Source organism: Micromonospora sp. NPDC047812 (assembly GCF_040704175.1).
In the GTDB taxonomy this organism is placed as follows: Bacteria; Actinomycetota; Actinomycetes; order Mycobacteriales; family Micromonosporaceae; genus Micromonospora.
In genome coordinates this window covers 354431-370508 of sequence record NZ_JBEYRY010000005.1, presented here as the reverse complement: position 1 = coordinate 370508, position 16078 = coordinate 354431, and the positions used below count along the sequence as shown (strand labels likewise).

The window sequence follows — 16078 nt, the reverse complement described above, 5'->3', positions numbered from 1 at the left end:
CCTGCCGATCTCGATCCCGCCACCCGGGCGAGGCCAGCGCGTGCGCGCTGTTGTGCGTTCAAACGGAGCCGGAGAGCGTGTAACCGGCGAGCCCTCCGATCATCGCCCAGGTGAGCACGTGTCCGTACGCGGCGGCGGCGAGCGCACCGACGGCGAGCAGCACGAGGGGTACGAGGGGGTCGCCGACCCGGCGCAGTGCCGCCCGGGCGTGCCCCGGCAGCGTCCGGGTCATACGGCGGCGCCGGTCAGCGTCCGCCAGGAGTTGACCCCGATCACCCCGTCGACCGTCAGCCCGTTCTGCCGCTGGAAGTCGCGCGCCGCGCTGTCCGTCGCCGGGCCGAAGGACCCGTCGACCACCAGCGCGTAGCCGCGCCTGTTCAGCTGGCGCTGCGCGGCGCTGACGGCGTGGCCGCTGTTCCCGGAGCGGACCGTGGTCACGAGCTTCGGCCAGGTGGTCGCGTTGACGACACCGGTGGCCCCGAGGCCGGCCGCCGTCTGGAAGCTCTTCACCTTCGCCTCGGTGTCGGCACCGAAGATGCCGTCGATCTCGGTCGCGTGCCCGCGGGCGGTCAGCAGGTGCTGCACGGTGTAGACGTTCACCCCGGTGTTGCCCCGCTGCGTGGTGGGCCAGCTGGCCGCGCCCAGGCATCCGCACTTGGTGTTCCAGCGGCAGATCGACTTCACCCAGCCCGAGCTGGTCTTCTTGTATCCGTCGTGGCACCGGCGTTCGACCGAGCAGGCGCAGGCGCCGCACGCCCCGTTGTAGGCCCACAGCCAGCCGTCGTAGGTGCCGCCGTAGCACTGGTTCGGCCGCAGGATCCAGGTGACGCCGTCGTTCTTGTGGAATCCGGTGTACGTCCCGCTGGTGTTGCAGGAGTCGGCGAAGATCGTGCTCGGGCCGCATCCCGGTGAGCAGTTGTGGTCGCTGGCGTACGTCGGGCACCCGGCATAGATGGTGTAGCCATCGGCGTACGCGCGGCGGGCCGCCGGGAACACACTGAGCGCGGCCATCCCCACCGCGGTGCCCGCCCGGAGCAGGGTGCGTCGCGACAGTGCCCACCCGGCGCGCCTTCGGCCGCCCGGCTGCACCGGCACCCGCCGGACGGCGGGCCCGGTCCCCGGGTCGTCTCCGCGCAGCCAGGGCACGGTGTCGATACCGGTCATGCCCGATCTCCCTGATTCGTGGCGACCGCCGGTGCGGGGTCGCCGGGTGGGCTGTCGACTTCGTCGAGCAGGCGGTGCAGTGCCGCGCGGGAGCCGAGCGGCTCGGCGCGCAGCACCCGCCCGGCCCGGTCAACGACGGTGGCGAACGGGGTGGCGAGGGCGTCGTACCGCTCGAACAGTTCCGCCTGTCCGCCGAGCACGGTGATCGGCAGCTCCGCCGCCCGCGCCGGAGGGTCCTCCCGGTAGAAGACCCGGAACTCCAGGCCGGGGCGGACGTGTTCGCTCGCCTCGGCCAGCACCTCGGTGCACGTCCCGCAGTCGGGTTCCAGGAAGAGCAGCACCAGCGGAACCGCCGGTGCCGCCGGTGCCAGCCGGGCGAATTCGGGGGCTGGTGCGCCCGGCCGCAGACCGACCGACTCGGGACGGCGCTGGACCGCCCCGCTCGACAGCGCGTGCACCTGGCGTACCAGGCCCGAGACCGTGAACGCCAGCAGGAGAATCGCGATCCAGCTCAGGATCAGTGCGCTGGTCTGGAAGCTCATCCGGGCAGGCCTCCCTCTGTCGTGCCGATGGACCGGCGGGTCGTGGGCCGCCGGGCTGTCGCCGACGCCGGCTCGTACATCGCGGCGGGCAGGTGCCACAGCAGCGCGGTGAACGTGGCGGCGGCCAGCAGCACGACGGCCAGTGAGGCGTCGGCGCGATCCGCCGGGATGATCGAGCCGGACAGGAGCAGCGCGACCAGTGCCAGCCCGGCGAGGACCGCCGCCCGCGCCACCACCCAGCCGGTCATCGGCAGTTCCACCCGGGAGCATCCGCACGAGCCGGCGCGCCCGGTCGACCTCACGTACAGGCCGTAGCCGGCGTACAGCGCGAGTAGCGCGACGCTGCCGACGAGGACGGCGGCGAGCAGGCCCTCGCCGGCGGGGTGGAGCAGCGCCACGATCCCGGCGCCGGCGAGCAGTCCCTCGCCGGCGATGGCGATGGCGGCGACCGCGCCCGGAGCCGGAAGCACCCGGTGCGCGGCCAGGGCCTCGGCGAGCGCCGCCGGCCGTGACAGGTGCTCGGCGGTGCTGACGAGAAGGGTGAACAGGACGGTGTACGTGGCCACGCCGGCCAGCAGTCCGGACATCCCGACCTACCGGGCGGTCTGGACGCGGAGCCGGTCGACCAGAGTGGGCACCTGCTCCATGTCCGTGTCGGCGAACGGCACCAGGCTGAGCCAGGCGTCCGCCGCAGCCAGTACGAAGTAGGGCTGCCCGTCGGGCAGGACGTCCCGGAAGAGTTCGCCCGCCCGCGTCTGGAGGCCACGCCAGGTGGGCAGTTGCCCGGCACGCTGCTTGGTCAGCGGTGCGATCTCCAGCAGACCGAGCCCGGGAACCTCCTTGAGCACGGTGGCCGGTTCGACGAACTCGGCCCCGGTCTTCGAGGTCGGGCGCAGGGCCAGCCCGTCGTCGTGCTCCTCGATGCGCAGCGTCCGCAACGCGCCGAGCAGGTCGGTGGTCGCCGCGCCGTACATCTCGGTGAAGAAGCAGTGCCGCCGCCCCCGCCAGACCGCCACGAGCCGTTCCTCGGCCAGCTGGATCTGCGGGTCGTACGACCGGAGGCGCGCGGTCAGCAGCGTTCCGCCCTGGTAGGTGAGTTCCTCGTCGAACGTCTCGACGCCGAGCGTCCGGGCCACGTCGTCCGCGAGCCCGATCGCGCCGGCCGTGAACTCGTGCAGCCGACCGCCGATCGTCACGTCGGCCACGGATGTGAACGGTGCGCTGAGGTCGAGTGAACCATCGAGCGAGAATCGGCCGTGGTCGATTGCCCGATGCGTCACCGGCGCGCCTCTGGCTGCCATGCGACCGCCCTTCGTCCGGGTCCGGAACTTACCAACGGCACGGTATATGGATCTGTAAATATCTGACAAGGTCGATTGCTGTCACGGTACTGTGACAGCCCCGGCCCGGCGCTGGCGCTGCGGGTGCGCGACGTCCGGCCCGAGTGGCACGGGCCGTGGATGACGCCGACCGGCCGGTAGGGTTTCCGCGTGGACCTGGCCGACACCGCCGCCCGGCTCGGCGTACCCGTCGAGGACGTCGACCGCGTGCACCGGCTCGCCGGCGACCGGCCGTCGGCTCCGCTGCCCGCCAGGGCCGACGCGCCCGCGATCCTCGACCGGCTCGCGGTGCGCCCGGACGACGCCGCCGAGATCCTGGCGGGCTGGCCCGAGCCCGGCTCTCCGCTGTGGACTCCGGAGCTGCGCTGGCTGCTCGACCGCTCGATCGCCCTGGTCCGCGCCGATCTCGGGGGCCACGGCTGGCTGCCGCCCGGTCCGGCGCTGCCGCGCGAGCGGGGCCCCGCCTGGCGGCATCTCTACGTGTACGCGTACCTGGCCCTGGTCGACGTCGTCACGGCGTACCACCGCGACCACGGCATCGCCGACGCCGTGTCGTGGGTGACCCTCGCGGACCTGGGCCGCAACCTCGCGATCGACCGGCGGATGCACCGCGAGGGCTGGCCGGTCATGCAGAGCTGGCTCACGCTGCACGTGCGCGGCGGCATCTACGAGTTGGGCCGGCTGCAGCACCAGCGCGGCGACACCGCCATCCACCTGCACGTCCCCGAGTCGGGGCCGATGAGCCCGGAGGCGGTCGAGGCGTCGCTCGACGAGGCCCGCGCGTTCTTTCCGCGGCACTTCCCCGACGAGCGCCACACGGCGTTCTCCTGCGGCTCGTGGCTGCTCGACCCGCAGCTGCGGGAGTACCTGCCGGCGGACTCCAACATCGTCCGGTTCCAGCGGAGATTCGCGCTGGAACCCCACGAGGAGCCGGAAGGGCTGGACGCCGACGTCGAGGTGCTGCGGTTCGTGTTCCGCACCCTGACCACGCCGCTCGACCGACTGCCGCGCCGTACCCTCCTCCAGCGCGCGGTCGTCGACCACCTGCGGGCCGGCCGCCACTGGCAGTGGCGCCGCGGCACCTTCCCGGTCTAGCCACACCCCCGGCTCCGCACCGGTCAGCCGGATCGGCGGCACGGACGCGGACGTGAGGGCGGGGCCGCCGGTGTCCGGCGGCCCCGCTGGTGTGCCGTCGCTCAGACGATCTCCACCCCGTAGACGCTCAGCGCCTCGGTGACCGGCTGGAAGTAGGTGGTCCCGCCGGAGGAACAGTTGCCGCTGCCACCCGAGGTCAGGCCCAGGGCGGTACTTCCGCTGAAGAGCGCGCCGCCGCTGTCGCCCGGCTCGGCGCAGACCGTGGTGCGGATCAGGCCGCTGACGCTGCCCTCGGCGTAGTTCACCGTGGCGTCGGTCGCCTCGACCGTGCCGCCATGCAGGCCGGTGGTGCTGCCGGAGCGCTGCACCGACTGCCCGACGAAGGCGTCGGCCGCGCCGGTGATGTCGCGGGTGGTGCCGTCGTACAGGTAGACGCTGCCGTCGGCGGCGGCCGGGTTGGTGTGCTGCACGATGCCGTAGTCGTCGCCGGGGAAGCTGCCGGTGCCGCCGGTGCCGAGCAGGTTGCCCTGCCCGGAGTCGGCGTACCAGTTGGCGGTGATGTCGGTGCAGTGCCCGGCGGTGAGGAAGTATTGGGTGTCGCCGCTGCGGACGTTGAAGCCCAGCGAGCAGCGGCCGCCACCCTCGGCGTAGATGGCCTCGCCGCCGGCGGCCCGGGTGCTGAGCGTGCCGGCCTCCCGCTGGATGCGGACGGTGCCGCCGAGCCGCTCCGCGACGGCCTCGACGCGTTCCAGCTTCGCGCCGGTCACCGTGCTGTCGACGGAGACCACGACCTGGTTGGTCGCCGGATCGGTCCACCACGCGGTTCCTGGCACCCGCGCGGCGCTGTTCAGCGTGCTGGTGGCGCGGGCGAGGTCGTCGGCACCGCGGGCGACGAGCTTCGGGGTCGCGCCGGCCGCGCGGACCTTGCGGGCAGCGGCGTCGTCGGTCACGGTGACGACCATGGCGCCGTCGGCACCGGCGTACGCCCCGCCGGAGCGGTCGCCGAGTGCGGCGGCGAGCGCGGAGGCCTGATCGGGGGAAGCGGGCGTAGCGGGCGCTGCCTGAGCGGGACTGCTGGTCAACGTGCCGACGACCAACGCGCCCGCCACCGACAGTGCGGTGACGTGGCGCAGCGGAGACCCGGAGAGTCGCATGTGGTACCTCCATGGAGCTGAGCACGGGCTGCCTTTCAGGTAGCCCCGGGCACCCGATCGGTTGGTGAGGCTCACCCGACCGGAGGCGTCGATCTATTCATAGATCTCGTATTGATTGCAAGAGTGACGGTTGGCCTGACTCGGCCGCTTCTCATACCTTGGGTCCGGACAGCCCGACGAGTGGCGCGTGCGGCGATTAGTGGCTATTCGCCGCGACTTGGCAGGTCAGCGAGCCCGGCCTGCGACCCGCCGGACGGCTCCCGCCACTCACCCCGACCGGATGGCGGGACGAGGTCGCAACATCGAAAAATCCGACGGCGGCCGACGGCCGTCGGGCCCGCACCCGGCACGTCGACGCCTCCCCCGCCGGCGTGGACCGGGGCGGACTCGGCCGTGCGCCGAGCCCGCCCCTCCAGTTCCATCCGGTCCCGATCGTGAGCCCCGACAACGGCTGCCGTTCGACCCACCTCGTCGCCGCGGACGTCAGGAGCACCCGGGCCGGATTGGTGTCACGCCGTCAGCGCTGCAGTGTCAGCAGACCCGGCCGGTAGGGCAGTCGGCCGTAGTCTCCGCCGGAGTCGGGGGCACGGCCCTGGTAGAGCAGCCGCAGGTTGCAGGGATCGACGGTCATGGTCTGATCGGCGTTGCTGCGAATCAGTTCGCCGTGGCTGATGTCGTTGGTCCAGGTGGCGCCGCTGTTGGCCTTGCCGGCGAAGGGGTTACTCTCGGTCGCGGCCTGCGGCGTCCACGTGCCGCCCAGACTGGTGGCCGTGAACGAGCGGAAGTAGCGACCCTGCGAGCCGATCGCCTCGACGAGCATGAGGTACCGGTCCTGGCCCTGGAGCTTGTAGACCTGAACGGCTTCGAACAGGTTGTTCGTCGTGTCGCTCATGATCACCGTCGAGGTCGAGCCGAAGCTGCCCGGGAAGTTGCCGATCGGCATGCTGGCCCGGTAGATCCTGCCGTTGTCCCCGGCGAAGAACAGGTACATGTTGGTGCCGTCCCCGATGACAGCCTGGTCGATGGGGCCGGTGCCGGAGTCGGAGATGCTCCCGGAGAAGAGCGTCTGCGGCGCCGACCAGCTGTTCACATTGGTCGGGTCACTCGACGTCCGGTAGGAGAAGGCGGGTCCGCCCCACTGGTAGGCGAGCACCCAGATGTTCCTGGGGGCGAAGTAGAACAGTGAGGGCGCGACGGCGGAGAAGGGCATCTGGTTCTGGCTGGCCGAGGCCATGTCGGACCAGTTCGTGAAGAGGCCGAAGTTCATCGAGCCCCACGTCGTTCCCGTGTCGTGCGTGGTCGCGTAGACGAGTTGCCGGCCGTTGTAGGGGGCGTGGGTGAAGTCCTTGAGTGACACCCACCCCGCCCTCGGTTGCGCCAGCGGCCCCGTCGACGACCACCGGTACGTCGACGGCAGGGCGCACGTGCCGGGCGGCGGCGTGGTGGGGTTGCCCCCGCCGTCGACGCGGACGAGTTGCCACTGCTGGTTGTTGCCGTTCCAGTCGTCGTACTGCACGATGTTCCCGCCGTCGGCGGTCGAGGCGCCCTGCACCTCCACCACCTTGCCGCTGTTCCGGTTGATCAGGCGGACGTAGCCACCGGCGGAGTCGGCCAACCGGAACTGCTGGTTGGTCGAGTTGCCGTCGGTCCACTGCACGATGCCGGCACCGTTTGCGGTCGAGAAGTTGTAGACGTCGAGCACCTTGCCGGACAGCCGCGACCGCAACCGGTAGTAGCCCCCGCCGGAGTCCACGAACTGCCACTGCTGCTGGTTGCCGTTGTTCCGCGCCCACTGCACGATCCGTGCGCCGTCGTTCGTGGCCAGGTTGTACACGTCCAGGGCCTTGCCGCTGTTGCGGTTGACCAGCACGTACCACGCGCTCGTGTCGACCGTCGCCGCGGCGGCGGGCGCCGACGACACCACCGCCGCGACGGCGCCACCGAGCAACACGGCCATGCCAGCGGCGACGACCCGTAGCCACCAGCCACGCCCCCGCGACGGCGGCGCGACCGGTGGAGCTCCACCTGAAGCAGACATGATTCTCCTTGGTTGAGAAGTACCAACGGGAGGCCCGAGACGGGCGCACCGCGATGCGTGACCGGGCGCGAGGGCACGAAAGTTAGCGCTAACACACCTGGTGCGCCCTGACGCACGCCTGGTCCACGCCGACGAGCCCGGCTTGCCCGGTAAGCCACGCTGTCGCTGCCCTTAGCCATCGACTGTGAGCGATAACATGCCGTTCGTCAAGCGGCAACCGTTCGGGCCCATCGGCCGGGCGCGGCGCAGCGCGCGGCCGGTGGCCGCCGGAGGCGCGGCGACGGCTGGAGTCGCAGTCGCGCCCCGCTGCATCAGTTGAACGGCATCTATCCCCAGACATCGATGTAGTGCTATTAATCGTTCACCAACCGGCGGACGATGGAGGGGTACATGACCAGAACCCGGATGCTGACCCTGCTCGCAGGCGTTCTCTCCGCGACACTCGCGCTACTCGGGCTGGCCAACCCGGCACAGGCCGCCGGCCACCACTACGTGGCGCTCGGCGACTCGTACGCCTCAGGTGTCGGCGCCGGCAGCTACACCTCGGAGAGCGGCAGCTGCAAACGCAGCACCAACGCGTTCTCCGCCCGCTGGGCGGCGGCCAACGCGCCGGCCTCCTACAGATCGGTGGCCTGTGCGGGCGCGACGACGACCGACGTGATCAACTCGCAGGTCGCCGCGCTCAGCTCGCAGACCACCCTCGTCAGCATCACCATCGGCGGCAACGACGCCGGCTTCGGCAACATCATGTCCACCTGCGCCCTCCGCGGCTCCAGCGCCTGCATCGCCGCGGTCGACGCGGCCCAGGCACAGGCCCGGGCGAACCTTCCCGGCCTGCTCGACCGCGCGTACGCCGCGATCCGCGGCAAGGCCCCGAACGCCAGGGTCGTGGTGCTGAGCTACCCGGTCTTCTACCAGCTGGGCACGACCTGCATCGGCATCGGCGAGGCCGCCCGCGCCAAGGTCAACGAGGGCATCAACCTGGTCGACAGCCTGATCTCCGCCGCCGCGGCCCGCGCCGGGTTCACCTTCGCCGACGTCCGCAGCATCTTCGTGGGACACCAGATCTGCAGCGGCAACAAGTGGATCCACGCCGTCGACATCCTGAACCTGTCGAACTCGTACCACCCGATGGTGACCGGGCAGACCAACGGCTACCTGCCGGTGTTCACCCAGGCAGTCGGCCAGTCCGCCACGGCCAAGAAGGCCGGCGCGAAGGTGTAGCCCGCGGGGCCTCGGCCCCGGCGGTGGAGGTCAATGGCGGCCACCGCCGGTTGTCGGTGCGGCCGGGTCCAGCCGTCAGGCAGCCGGCGCCGGAAGCGGAGCCCGGCCGGCGGCGTCTCGCTCTCCACGTACTGCGGGGATCTGTTCCCTGGAACAGATCCCCGCATCAGCCGGTTACTGGTCCCGCCACGACGGCCTGTAGACGAGGCCCATCCGCCCACGCTCAGCCAATTCACCAGGTGGGCCATCATGTAGCAATGCCGCATCGTCTGTCCTATGCCGACGCCGTCAGGATCTTGGGTGGCTCTGGGCCTCTCGCCAAGGCCGTCGACAACCTGCTCGGCGGCGCGCTCACCGTAGCGACCGCGGGCGGCAGCGATCTCGCGATCAGCCTCTTCGACGCCAAGACCGAGGTGGTCCGGCTCGGCGGCCTACTCACAGCCAAGATCAGTGATTCCGTACGCGGTCTGGGGCGGCACGACCGCAGCGAACGGCTCCAGGCCGCGCACGCTGTCCTGGTGCTCACCGCGTTCTTCGAGGAGCTGGACGACTGCCTGACCGCGGCGGGCATCCGCGAGCCCGGCTTCACCCGGGAGGACCAGCTCCGGTTCGCCGCCAGCGGCGGAGATGAGGGGACGCTGGTCGACCGCTTTCTGCGCGCGCCAATCCCCTTGCCGGCGCCCGATCTCCCGTACGCGGGCCTCTTGGCCGCTCTTGAGGGCTGGTTCGCCGAACAGTCGGCACGAATGAGCCGCCATCTCACCGGGCTGGCCGTCTGGGACCGGGCCGACGAGCGCGAACGTCGACTGCTGGCCGACCTGCTCGACCGGCAGCTGCCCGCTGCGGCCGTCGCCCGCTACGACGAGATCCACCGCCGCCTCGCCGAGGAGATCCCCGAGTTCGCGCTCTGGACCGATCGTCTCGAGGCGCGCGCCACCGCCCGGGGCCTGGAACGTCTCGAGACGCTGCTGCTGCGGGCCGGATCGGGCCGCGACCCGGGCCTCCACCGGGCCGCGCTGTCCCTCTCCTATCGCGCCGAGCTCGACCGTCCCATCCTCGGCGGCGACGCGGGGGAACTGCTCCTGCCGACGCTCGGAGCCGCGTACCTCGATCCGCACTTTCGGGTCCGCGCGGCCGACCCGGGCGCCCGTCCCGCAGACGACCAGTGGTGGGCAGTCGCAAGCGTGCGCAACGACTTCGACACATTCCTCGCCACCCACCTGACCACTACCCAGGCAACCGAGGCTCCGATGCTGCTGCTCGGCCAGCCGGGCGCCGGGAAGTCCTCGCTGACCCGGATCCTCGCCGCCCGCCTGCCCGCCGGTGACTTCTTCGTCTGCCGGGTCCCGCTGCGCGAGGTGCCCGCCGAGGCCGAGATCCAGGACCAGGTCGAACGGGCCTTGCGCCTCGCGATCGGCGAGACAGTGTCCTGGGCAGAGCTCTCCCGCGACGCCGACGGTGCCCTGCCGGTCATCCTGCTCGACGGCTTCGACGAGCTTTTGCAGGCCACCGGCCTGCACCAGTCCGACTACCTGCACCGGGTCGCCAAGTTCCAGCAGCGGGAGGCAGCGTTGGGCCGGCCGGTCGCGGTCATGGTCACCACCCGGATCGCCGTCGCGGACCGCGCCCGTCTGCCCGTCGGTGCCCTCGCCGTGCGCCTCGAGCCGTTCGACGAGGCTCAGATCGAGCGCTGGCTGACCGCCTGGAACGAACACAGTCGGCTCGTCAGACCCCTGACGCCGGATGTGGTCCTCCGCTTCCGCGACCTCGCTGAACAGCCGTTGCTGCTGCTCATGCTCGCCCTCTACGACGCCACTGGCAACGGTTTGCGGGGCGACGCCGCGACCCTCGACGACGGCCAGCTCTACGAGCGGTTGCTGGCCTCCTTCGCCGAGCGTGAGGTACGCCGGGTACATGTGGGACAGCCCAACTCGGCCGTGCCGGGGCTGGTCGAGCAGGAACTCCTACGCCTGTCGGTGGTCGCCTTCGCGATGTTCCATCGCCTGCGACTGTGGGTCACCGAACGCGAGCTGGACGACGACCTCACCAGCCTCGGCCTCACCCCGTCGCACCCGGGCCGCACCGAGGCGTTCCGCAGCCCGCTCACCGTCGGCCAGGAGATGGTCGGGCGCTTCTTCTTCATCCAGCGCGCCCAAGCCGTGCAGGAGGACCAAACCCGGCAGACGTACGAGTTCCTGCACGCGACCTTCGGCGAATACCTCGTGTCCCGGCTCGTCGTGCAGGCCGTCCGCGACACCGAGGCGCGCGAGTCGGCGAGCACGTTGGCCCTGCGCTTGGGCCCGTCGAACGACGACGACCTGCTGCGATCCCTCCTCGGCCTCACGCCGCTGACCGCCCGCGCCACGGTTCTGCCGTTCATCGCCGGCCTGCTCGACGGCCCGGACCGCGACCGCATCCGCACGTGGCTGACCGGCCGCACCTCCCAGGCCATGACCCGCCCGCAGTACACCGAAAGCCGCTACCGCCCGGTCGACAAGCGCATCGACCACTGGATGGCCACCTACTCGTTCAATCTCTTCCTGCTGACCCTGGCCTGCGGCGGCGCACTGCGTGCGTCGGAACTGTTCACCCGGACCAACGACCCGGCGGCCTGGCTGCGCAACTCAGCCCTGCAGTGGCAGGCCGCCGTGCCGGGTGGCATGTGGATGGACTCCATGGAGGTTCTCACGGTCACCCGCACCTGGCACCACGGCCGCCGCGACATCGTTCTCAAGTACGCAGGCGGCTGGACGCCCGACCTCCCGGATCCGACAGACGTCTACTGGGCCAACGCACTGCCACCCGGCGAAAGCCGCGACAAGGTTCTCAAGGCCGCCTTCGAGATACCTCCCGCGCTCAGGTCCATGCACCTGAGCAACCGCTTGAGCGACGACATGCTGCTGCACGCCCTGGAACCGTTGATCCGCCGGATACCTGCGGCGTTGAACCAGTTCGCGGAGGGAGAGGAAGGCAGCGACATCTCGGTCGCGCACGCTCTCATCCGGATGTGGCTGGCGGTCTCGCTGGGCACCCCCTCGGAGGACCTGGTCGCCGCCTGCCGGGATGCTTCCGCCGCCGTGACGGACCTGGCCCCGTTCGACGGAAGGGACGCGCCGGCGATCGGGGACGCCACGGAGATGGTGCTGGGCACCATGCGGGCCGAAGCGCACCGTCTGCCGCCGGAGAAGGTGTGCGAGATGGTCCATGAGCTGATCGACGAAGGGAACGTCACTCCACGCACGGCCGTCAGCGCGATTCAGTGCCTGGTTGCTTCGGGGGCCACGGAAGACCGGTACGGGGCCTCGCTCACCTCGAACCTGATCGACGCGCACGCGCACAGCATCGACGGCCGCGTGCTCGTCGCGGCGTTGCGTGCGATCGTCGCTGGCAAGGAAGTCGGACCTGCGGAGCTCCCTCGCCTGGCCGCAGCCCTGACCGAGGCCGGACGCCGACCGGAACTCGAACGCGAGGCCCCAGACCTCACCGACGCCTTGTTCGCCCGCCCATGAGACAACGCCCGACCGCAGGCGGATCCGGCGAGTCGGTCAGCCGAGCGGCATCAGGGCATGTGGCGGCGAGGCGACGATCGACAGGGGTGAAGCTCCACGTCGGACGGCAGCGGAGTCCTGCGCGGCTCGGCCACCGGCGGCGTCACCGACCGGTGCGGCTCAGCGGGTCCGGTAGCGCGCGTAGATCAGTCCGCTGTCGAAGGCCCGCTCCTCGACCAGCTCGAGATCGAGGCGCACACCGTCGGGGAAGAACCGCTTGCCGCCGCCGACCACGCTCGTGGTGACGAACAGATGGTACTCGTCCACCAGGCCGGCCGCGATCGCCTGGGCCGCGAGGTTCGGGCCGTCGACGGTGAGGTCGTGATCAGCCTCGGCCTTGAGCTTGCGCACCGCGGCCGGGTCGAAGGTCCGCTCGATCCTGGTCTTCGCGCTGGACACCGACTCCAGCGTCGTGGAGTACACGATCTTCTCCGCGGCCTGCCAGTCGCGGGCGTACTGGAGGATGTGCGGCGGCTGGTCGGGCTCGGTGTGCGCGGTCTCCCAGTAGACCATCGTCTCGTACATCCGTCGGCCGTAGAGGTACGTGCCGACGGGCCGGAAGAGGTCGTTGATGAAGGTGTGCACCTCCTGGTCGTCGGCCCCGGTGCCGAGGCCGCCCTCCGCCGCCTCGGCGTAGCCGTCGAGCGAGGTGACCATCGAGTAGATGAGCTTCGCCATGCGTCTCCTTCGGTACGAGCGGGTCAGCCTGCCAGCGGTCCCGCAGGCTGTGACCTCCGCACGACGCGGAACCCATCGACCGGCTGCCCGTCCAGCTCCACCGACCGGGTCCGGCGAGGGCGCCTCACCCTACCCGCGTCTGGTCCGGGCGTTACCCACTCTGCCCGGCCGGGGCTGGCGCGACTCACCGCCGGGCCCCGTGCAGGGCCGCCGCCCTGGTGACGGCGGCGGCCCGTCACAAGGTCAGCAGGGGCCGAGGTCGCGCCACTGCGCGGTGAGCCCCGGCTCGGAGCCGAGCGTCCACCAGTTCGCCTGCCAGAGCCGGCCGTTGTGCCGCACCCGCTGGCCGCCGAGGTACACCGTGCCCCGGTCCCAGTTCGGCGCGTCGGCACAGTTCGCCGGCGGCGGCGACGAGGGGGGCGGGGACGACGGCGGCGGCGAGGAGGGCGGCGGGGTCGACGGCGGCGGTGAGCTGGGCGGCGGCGTGGGGCAGGCGCCGCCCGCGCCGACCGTGTCGGTGTGGGTGGTGCCGGCGGACCGCTGGGCGGCCACCCGCGCCGCCACCTCGGCCGGCGTCAGCACCTGCCGGTCGGCGAAGTACAGCCAGTCGACCTGCTGCTGGTAGGTGCTGCGCCCGCCGGTGTGGGCGACGAGGTCGATGAACCACAGGTTGAAGTTGATCGACATCGGTGTCTCCGGGTAGTACCGGTCGCCGTGGTCGGCCACCTGCTGACCGTCGACGTAGTACTTCACCCGCCCCTGCGCAACGGTGAACAGCAGGTCGTGCCAGCCGTCGAAGCTGCGGCGCTGCGCGGTGTGGGTGTTGTCGGCCACCCAGGGCTCGTTCTGGTACGTCTCCCAGGTGGTCTGGTAGAAGATCGGGCCCTGTTCGCCCCACCCGCCGTTGGGTAGGTACTCGAAGTCGATCTCGCCGTAGTTCGGGTCCATCGGACGGTCGAGCGGGGTGATCGTGAAGAACGTCTCGACGAGACGGTCGCCGTCGTTGCCGGCCACCGGCGCGTCGGCGAAGCGCACCCGGGCCGCGTACGTGCCCTCGAAGAACGCCCGGCGCTGGAACAGTTCGGCATGGCTGGTGCCGGCGGCTGTTCCGTCCGTGGAGGCGGCGAGCTGGAGCACCTTCTGCCCGCCGGAGGTCGGGAACGAGATGTTGGACGCCGGCCACGAGGCGCCCGGCACCCCGGGGCCGCCGGCGTTCGTGCGTACCGTCCAGTTGCGGGCGGGCAGCGCGGGGTCGGCCGACGACGCGTACGCGAAGTCGTCGAACAGCACGCCGCAGGTTTCGGCCGCGGCGGCGGCGCTGCCGCCGGGGCCGAATGCGGCGAACGCGGCGACGGCGGTGAGTGCCGCCGACGCGGCGGCGAAGGCCGCGCGGGATCTCCGTGACATGGGGGTCTCCTCACGGTGGGAGGGAAAAGGGGTACGCGCGGGCGGGCGACGACGACCGCCCGCGCGGTGGAGCCGGACGGAAGGGCCTACCTGATCGCCCCCGCGGTGAGGCCCGTGCGGATCTGCCGTTGGAAGAGCACGTACGCGGCGAGCACCGGCAGCATCGCGATGGTGAGGCCGGCGAAGAGGCCGCTCCAGTCGCTGCGGTAGCCCTGGCTGACCGACAGCGCGGCCAGGCCCTGCGCGAGCACGTACCGGTCGGGGTCGGGGTTGAGCACCAGCGGGAGCAGGTACTGGTTCCACAGCCCCAGGAAGTTGAAGATGGCGACGCTCACCAGGCCGGGGCGGGCCAGTGGCAGCATCACGCGGACGAGGACGCCCCAGTGCGAGCAGCCGTCGAGGAACGCCGCCTCGGCGAGCGCGGTCGGCAGCGAGCGGAAGAACGCGTGCAGGAAGAAGACCGTGAACGGCAGCGCGTACGCGGTGTAGACGAGGATCAGGCCCGGGTAGGTGCCGAGCAGGCCGAGCTGTTCGACCACGAAGAACAGCGGCACCAGGGCCAGGAACACGGGGAAGAGCAGCCCCGAGACGAACGTGTAGTAGACGATCCGGTTGCCACGGAACGGGTAGCGGGCCAGGGCGTAGGCGACGGTCGAGCCCAGCACCATGGTGAGGATGAGCGCCGCCCCGACGACGATCGCGCTGTTGCCGACGTACCGGCCGATGGCGGCCTGCTCCCAGGCCCGCGACCAGTTGTCGAACCGCGGCTGCGCCGGCGGCGTCCACGGGCTGGTGAGGATCTCGCGGTCGGTCTTGAGCGAGCTGACCACCGCCCAGAGCAGGGGCAACGTGACGATCGCGGCCCACGCCACGAGGAAGACGTGCGGGCCCCAGGTGCCGCCGCGGCGGCGCCGCGTCGGCGACGCGGGTCGCGCGTCGACGGGCCGTTCGATGATGGTCGTCATGTGTATTCCACCCGCTCCCGGCGTCCGGCCCGCAACGCCACGACGGCGACGGCGAGCGTGAGGAAGAACAGCGCGACGCCCATCGCCGCGGCGTAGCCGAACCGCCCGTACGTGAAGGCGTTGCGGTAGAGCCCGAGACCCATCACCTCGGTCGCTCCGTCCGGCCCGCCGGGGCCAACGGTCATGATCTGTACGACCGCGAATCCGTCCAGAGCTAGCACGCCAAGGTAGACGAACGCGACCTGGACGTTGTCCCAGAGCAGCGGCACGACGACGCGCCGCAGTACGGCGAGGCGCCCGGCGCCGTCCAGCACCGCCGCCTCCAGCACCTCGCGCGGGATCGACTCCATCGCGGCGCCGAAGAGCACCATGTAGAAGCCGACCGACGACCAGACCAGCACCGCCATGACCGCCCACAGGGCGACGGCCGGGTCGCCGAGCCAGCTGCGGGCCAGCGCGTCGAGCCCGACCCCGCGCAGTACGCCGTTGAGCAGCCCGTCGGTGGGGCCGTAGACGAACTGCCAGAGCACCGCGACGATCGGCAGCGAGAGCACCTGCGGCAGGAAGTACGCCACCTTGTACAGCTCGCCGCCCCGCACGGCGGACGGTCCGCCGGCCCCGCCGCGACCGCCGAACGAGACGAGCGCGGCCAGCAGCAGCCCGAGGGCGATGGTGACCGCCGGCACGACGAGGAGCATCAGCCCGTTGTTGCGCAGGGCGGCGCGGAACAGCGGATCCCCTGCCAGCCGGCGGAAGTTGTCCAGCCCCACGAAGCCCGCCTCACCGGAGACGCCGGTCCAGTCGGTGAGAGCCAGGTAGAACGCCTGCGCGTACGGCGATAGCACGAACACGGCGTACAGGGCGAGAGCCGGCAGGATCGCGCCGGCGAGGAACCGGTTCCGGCCGGATCGGACGGTCGTCAT

14 protein-coding genes are annotated in these 16078 nt (G+C 71.3%); 3 read left to right on the top strand and 11 right to left on the bottom strand.

Going from position 1 to position 16078, the window contains the following annotated elements; genetic code table 11:
• Positions 1 to 58: 58 nt before the first annotated feature.
• The 5 genes from AB0883_RS21470 to AB0883_RS21450 are packed head-to-tail and all read right to left on the bottom strand — an operon-like array spanning position 59 to position 2911.
• Entirely contained in the window at positions 59 to 232 is a 174-nt protein-coding gene (locus tag AB0883_RS21470) for a hypothetical protein (RefSeq protein WP_199729625.1), read from the bottom strand.
• A complete protein-coding gene (locus tag AB0883_RS21465) occupies positions 229 to 1164 on the bottom strand; it encodes a peptidoglycan-binding protein (protein WP_366642924.1) in 936 nt (311 codons plus the stop codon). The genes AB0883_RS21470 and AB0883_RS21465 overlap by 4 nt, the downstream gene beginning before the upstream one ends.
• Entirely contained in the window at positions 1161 to 1706 is a 546-nt protein-coding gene (locus AB0883_RS21460; RefSeq protein ID WP_366642923.1) for a hypothetical protein, read from the bottom strand. The genes AB0883_RS21465 and AB0883_RS21460 overlap by 4 nt, the downstream gene beginning before the upstream one ends.
• A complete protein-coding gene (locus AB0883_RS21455) occupies positions 1703 to 2293 on the bottom strand; it encodes a MauE/DoxX family redox-associated membrane protein (RefSeq protein ID WP_366642922.1) in 591 nt (196 codons plus the stop codon). The genes AB0883_RS21460 and AB0883_RS21455 overlap by 4 nt, the downstream gene beginning before the upstream one ends.
• A gap of 6 nt (positions 2294 to 2299) precedes the next feature.
• Positions 2300 to 2911, bottom strand: coding sequence for a hypothetical protein (locus tag AB0883_RS21450; RefSeq protein ID WP_366642921.1), 612 nt, complete (start codon positions 2909 to 2911; stop codon positions 2300 to 2302).
• A 285-nt stretch (positions 2912 to 3196) separates the two neighbouring features.
• Here AB0883_RS21450 and AB0883_RS21445 point away from each other — a divergent pair, with 285 nt between their 5' ends.
• Positions 3197 to 4141, top strand: a complete 945-nt coding sequence (locus AB0883_RS21445; protein ID WP_366642920.1) for an acyltransferase domain-containing protein — start codon at positions 3197 to 3199, stop codon at positions 4139 to 4141.
• A gap of 101 nt (positions 4142 to 4242) precedes the next feature.
• On the opposite strand, the gene AB0883_RS21440 is transcribed toward AB0883_RS21445, so the two are convergent.
• Complete coding sequence (locus AB0883_RS21440) at positions 4243 to 5295, bottom strand: S1 family peptidase (RefSeq protein WP_366642919.1); 1053 nt, start codon at positions 5293 to 5295, stop codon at positions 4243 to 4245.
• A 517-nt stretch (positions 5296 to 5812) separates the two neighbouring features.
• Positions 5813 to 7333, bottom strand: coding sequence for a non-reducing end alpha-L-arabinofuranosidase family hydrolase (locus tag AB0883_RS21435; protein WP_366642918.1), 1521 nt, complete (start codon positions 7331 to 7333; stop codon positions 5813 to 5815).
• 390 nt (positions 7334 to 7723) lie between these two features.
• Between AB0883_RS21435 and AB0883_RS21430 the strand changes: the two genes are divergently transcribed.
• A complete protein-coding gene (locus AB0883_RS21430; protein WP_366642917.1) occupies positions 7724 to 8557 on the top strand; it encodes an SGNH/GDSL hydrolase family protein in 834 nt (277 codons plus the stop codon).
• Between the two features lie 257 nt (positions 8558 to 8814).
• Complete coding sequence (locus tag AB0883_RS21425; RefSeq protein WP_366642916.1) at positions 8815 to 12066, top strand: hypothetical protein; 3252 nt, start codon at positions 8815 to 8817, stop codon at positions 12064 to 12066.
• 159 nt (positions 12067 to 12225) lie between these two features.
• Here the strand turns inward: AB0883_RS21425 and AB0883_RS21420 are convergent, their stop codons facing one another.
• The 4 genes from AB0883_RS21420 to AB0883_RS21405 form a co-directional block, all read right to left on the bottom strand.
• Complete coding sequence (locus AB0883_RS21420; RefSeq protein ID WP_366642915.1) at positions 12226 to 12783, bottom strand: dihydrofolate reductase family protein; 558 nt, start codon at positions 12781 to 12783, stop codon at positions 12226 to 12228.
• Positions 12784 to 13026: 243 nt separating this feature from the next.
• Complete coding sequence (locus AB0883_RS21415) at positions 13027 to 14190, bottom strand: carbohydrate-binding protein (protein ID WP_366642914.1); 1164 nt, start codon at positions 14188 to 14190, stop codon at positions 13027 to 13029.
• An 86-nt stretch (positions 14191 to 14276) separates the two neighbouring features.
• Complete coding sequence (locus AB0883_RS21410) at positions 14277 to 15155, bottom strand: carbohydrate ABC transporter permease (protein ID WP_366642913.1); 879 nt, start codon at positions 15153 to 15155, stop codon at positions 14277 to 14279.
• On the bottom strand, positions 15152 to 16078 hold the full coding sequence (locus tag AB0883_RS21405) for a sugar ABC transporter permease (protein ID WP_366642912.1): 927 nt from the start codon (positions 16076 to 16078) through the stop codon (positions 15152 to 15154). The genes AB0883_RS21410 and AB0883_RS21405 overlap by 4 nt, the downstream gene beginning before the upstream one ends.

Coding starts and splice junctions, on each gene's coding strand:
- AB0883_RS21470 (WP_199729625.1), bottom strand. CDS start 232: ATGACCCGGACGCTGCCGGGGCACGCCCGGGCGGCACTGCGCCGGGTC.
- AB0883_RS21465 (WP_366642924.1), bottom strand. CDS start 1,164: ATGACCGGTATCGACACCGTGCCCTGGCTGCGCGGAGACGACCCGGGG.
- AB0883_RS21460 (WP_366642923.1), bottom strand. CDS start 1,706: ATGAGCTTCCAGACCAGCGCACTGATCCTGAGCTGGATCGCGATTCTC.
- AB0883_RS21455 (WP_366642922.1), bottom strand. CDS start 2,293: ATGTCCGGACTGCTGGCCGGCGTGGCCACGTACACCGTCCTGTTCACC.
- AB0883_RS21440 (WP_366642919.1), bottom strand. CDS start 5,295: ATGCGACTCTCCGGGTCTCCGCTGCGCCACGTCACCGCACTGTCGGTG.
- AB0883_RS21435 (WP_366642918.1), bottom strand. CDS start 7,333: ATGTCTGCTTCAGGTGGAGCTCCACCGGTCGCGCCGCCGTCGCGGGGG.
- AB0883_RS21430 (WP_366642917.1), top strand. CDS start 7,724: ATGACCAGAACCCGGATGCTGACCCTGCTCGCAGGCGTTCTCTCCGCG.
- AB0883_RS21425 (WP_366642916.1), top strand. CDS start 8,815: ATGCCGCATCGTCTGTCCTATGCCGACGCCGTCAGGATCTTGGGTGGC.
- AB0883_RS21420 (WP_366642915.1), bottom strand. CDS start 12,783: ATGGCGAAGCTCATCTACTCGATGGTCACCTCGCTCGACGGCTACGCC.
- AB0883_RS21415 (WP_366642914.1), bottom strand. CDS start 14,190: ATGTCACGGAGATCCCGCGCGGCCTTCGCCGCCGCGTCGGCGGCACTC.
- AB0883_RS21410 (WP_366642913.1), bottom strand. CDS start 15,155: ATGACGACCATCATCGAACGGCCCGTCGACGCGCGACCCGCGTCGCCG.
- AB0883_RS21405 (WP_366642912.1), bottom strand. CDS start 16,078: ATGACGACCGTCCGATCCGGCCGGAACCGGTTCCTCGCCGGCGCGATC.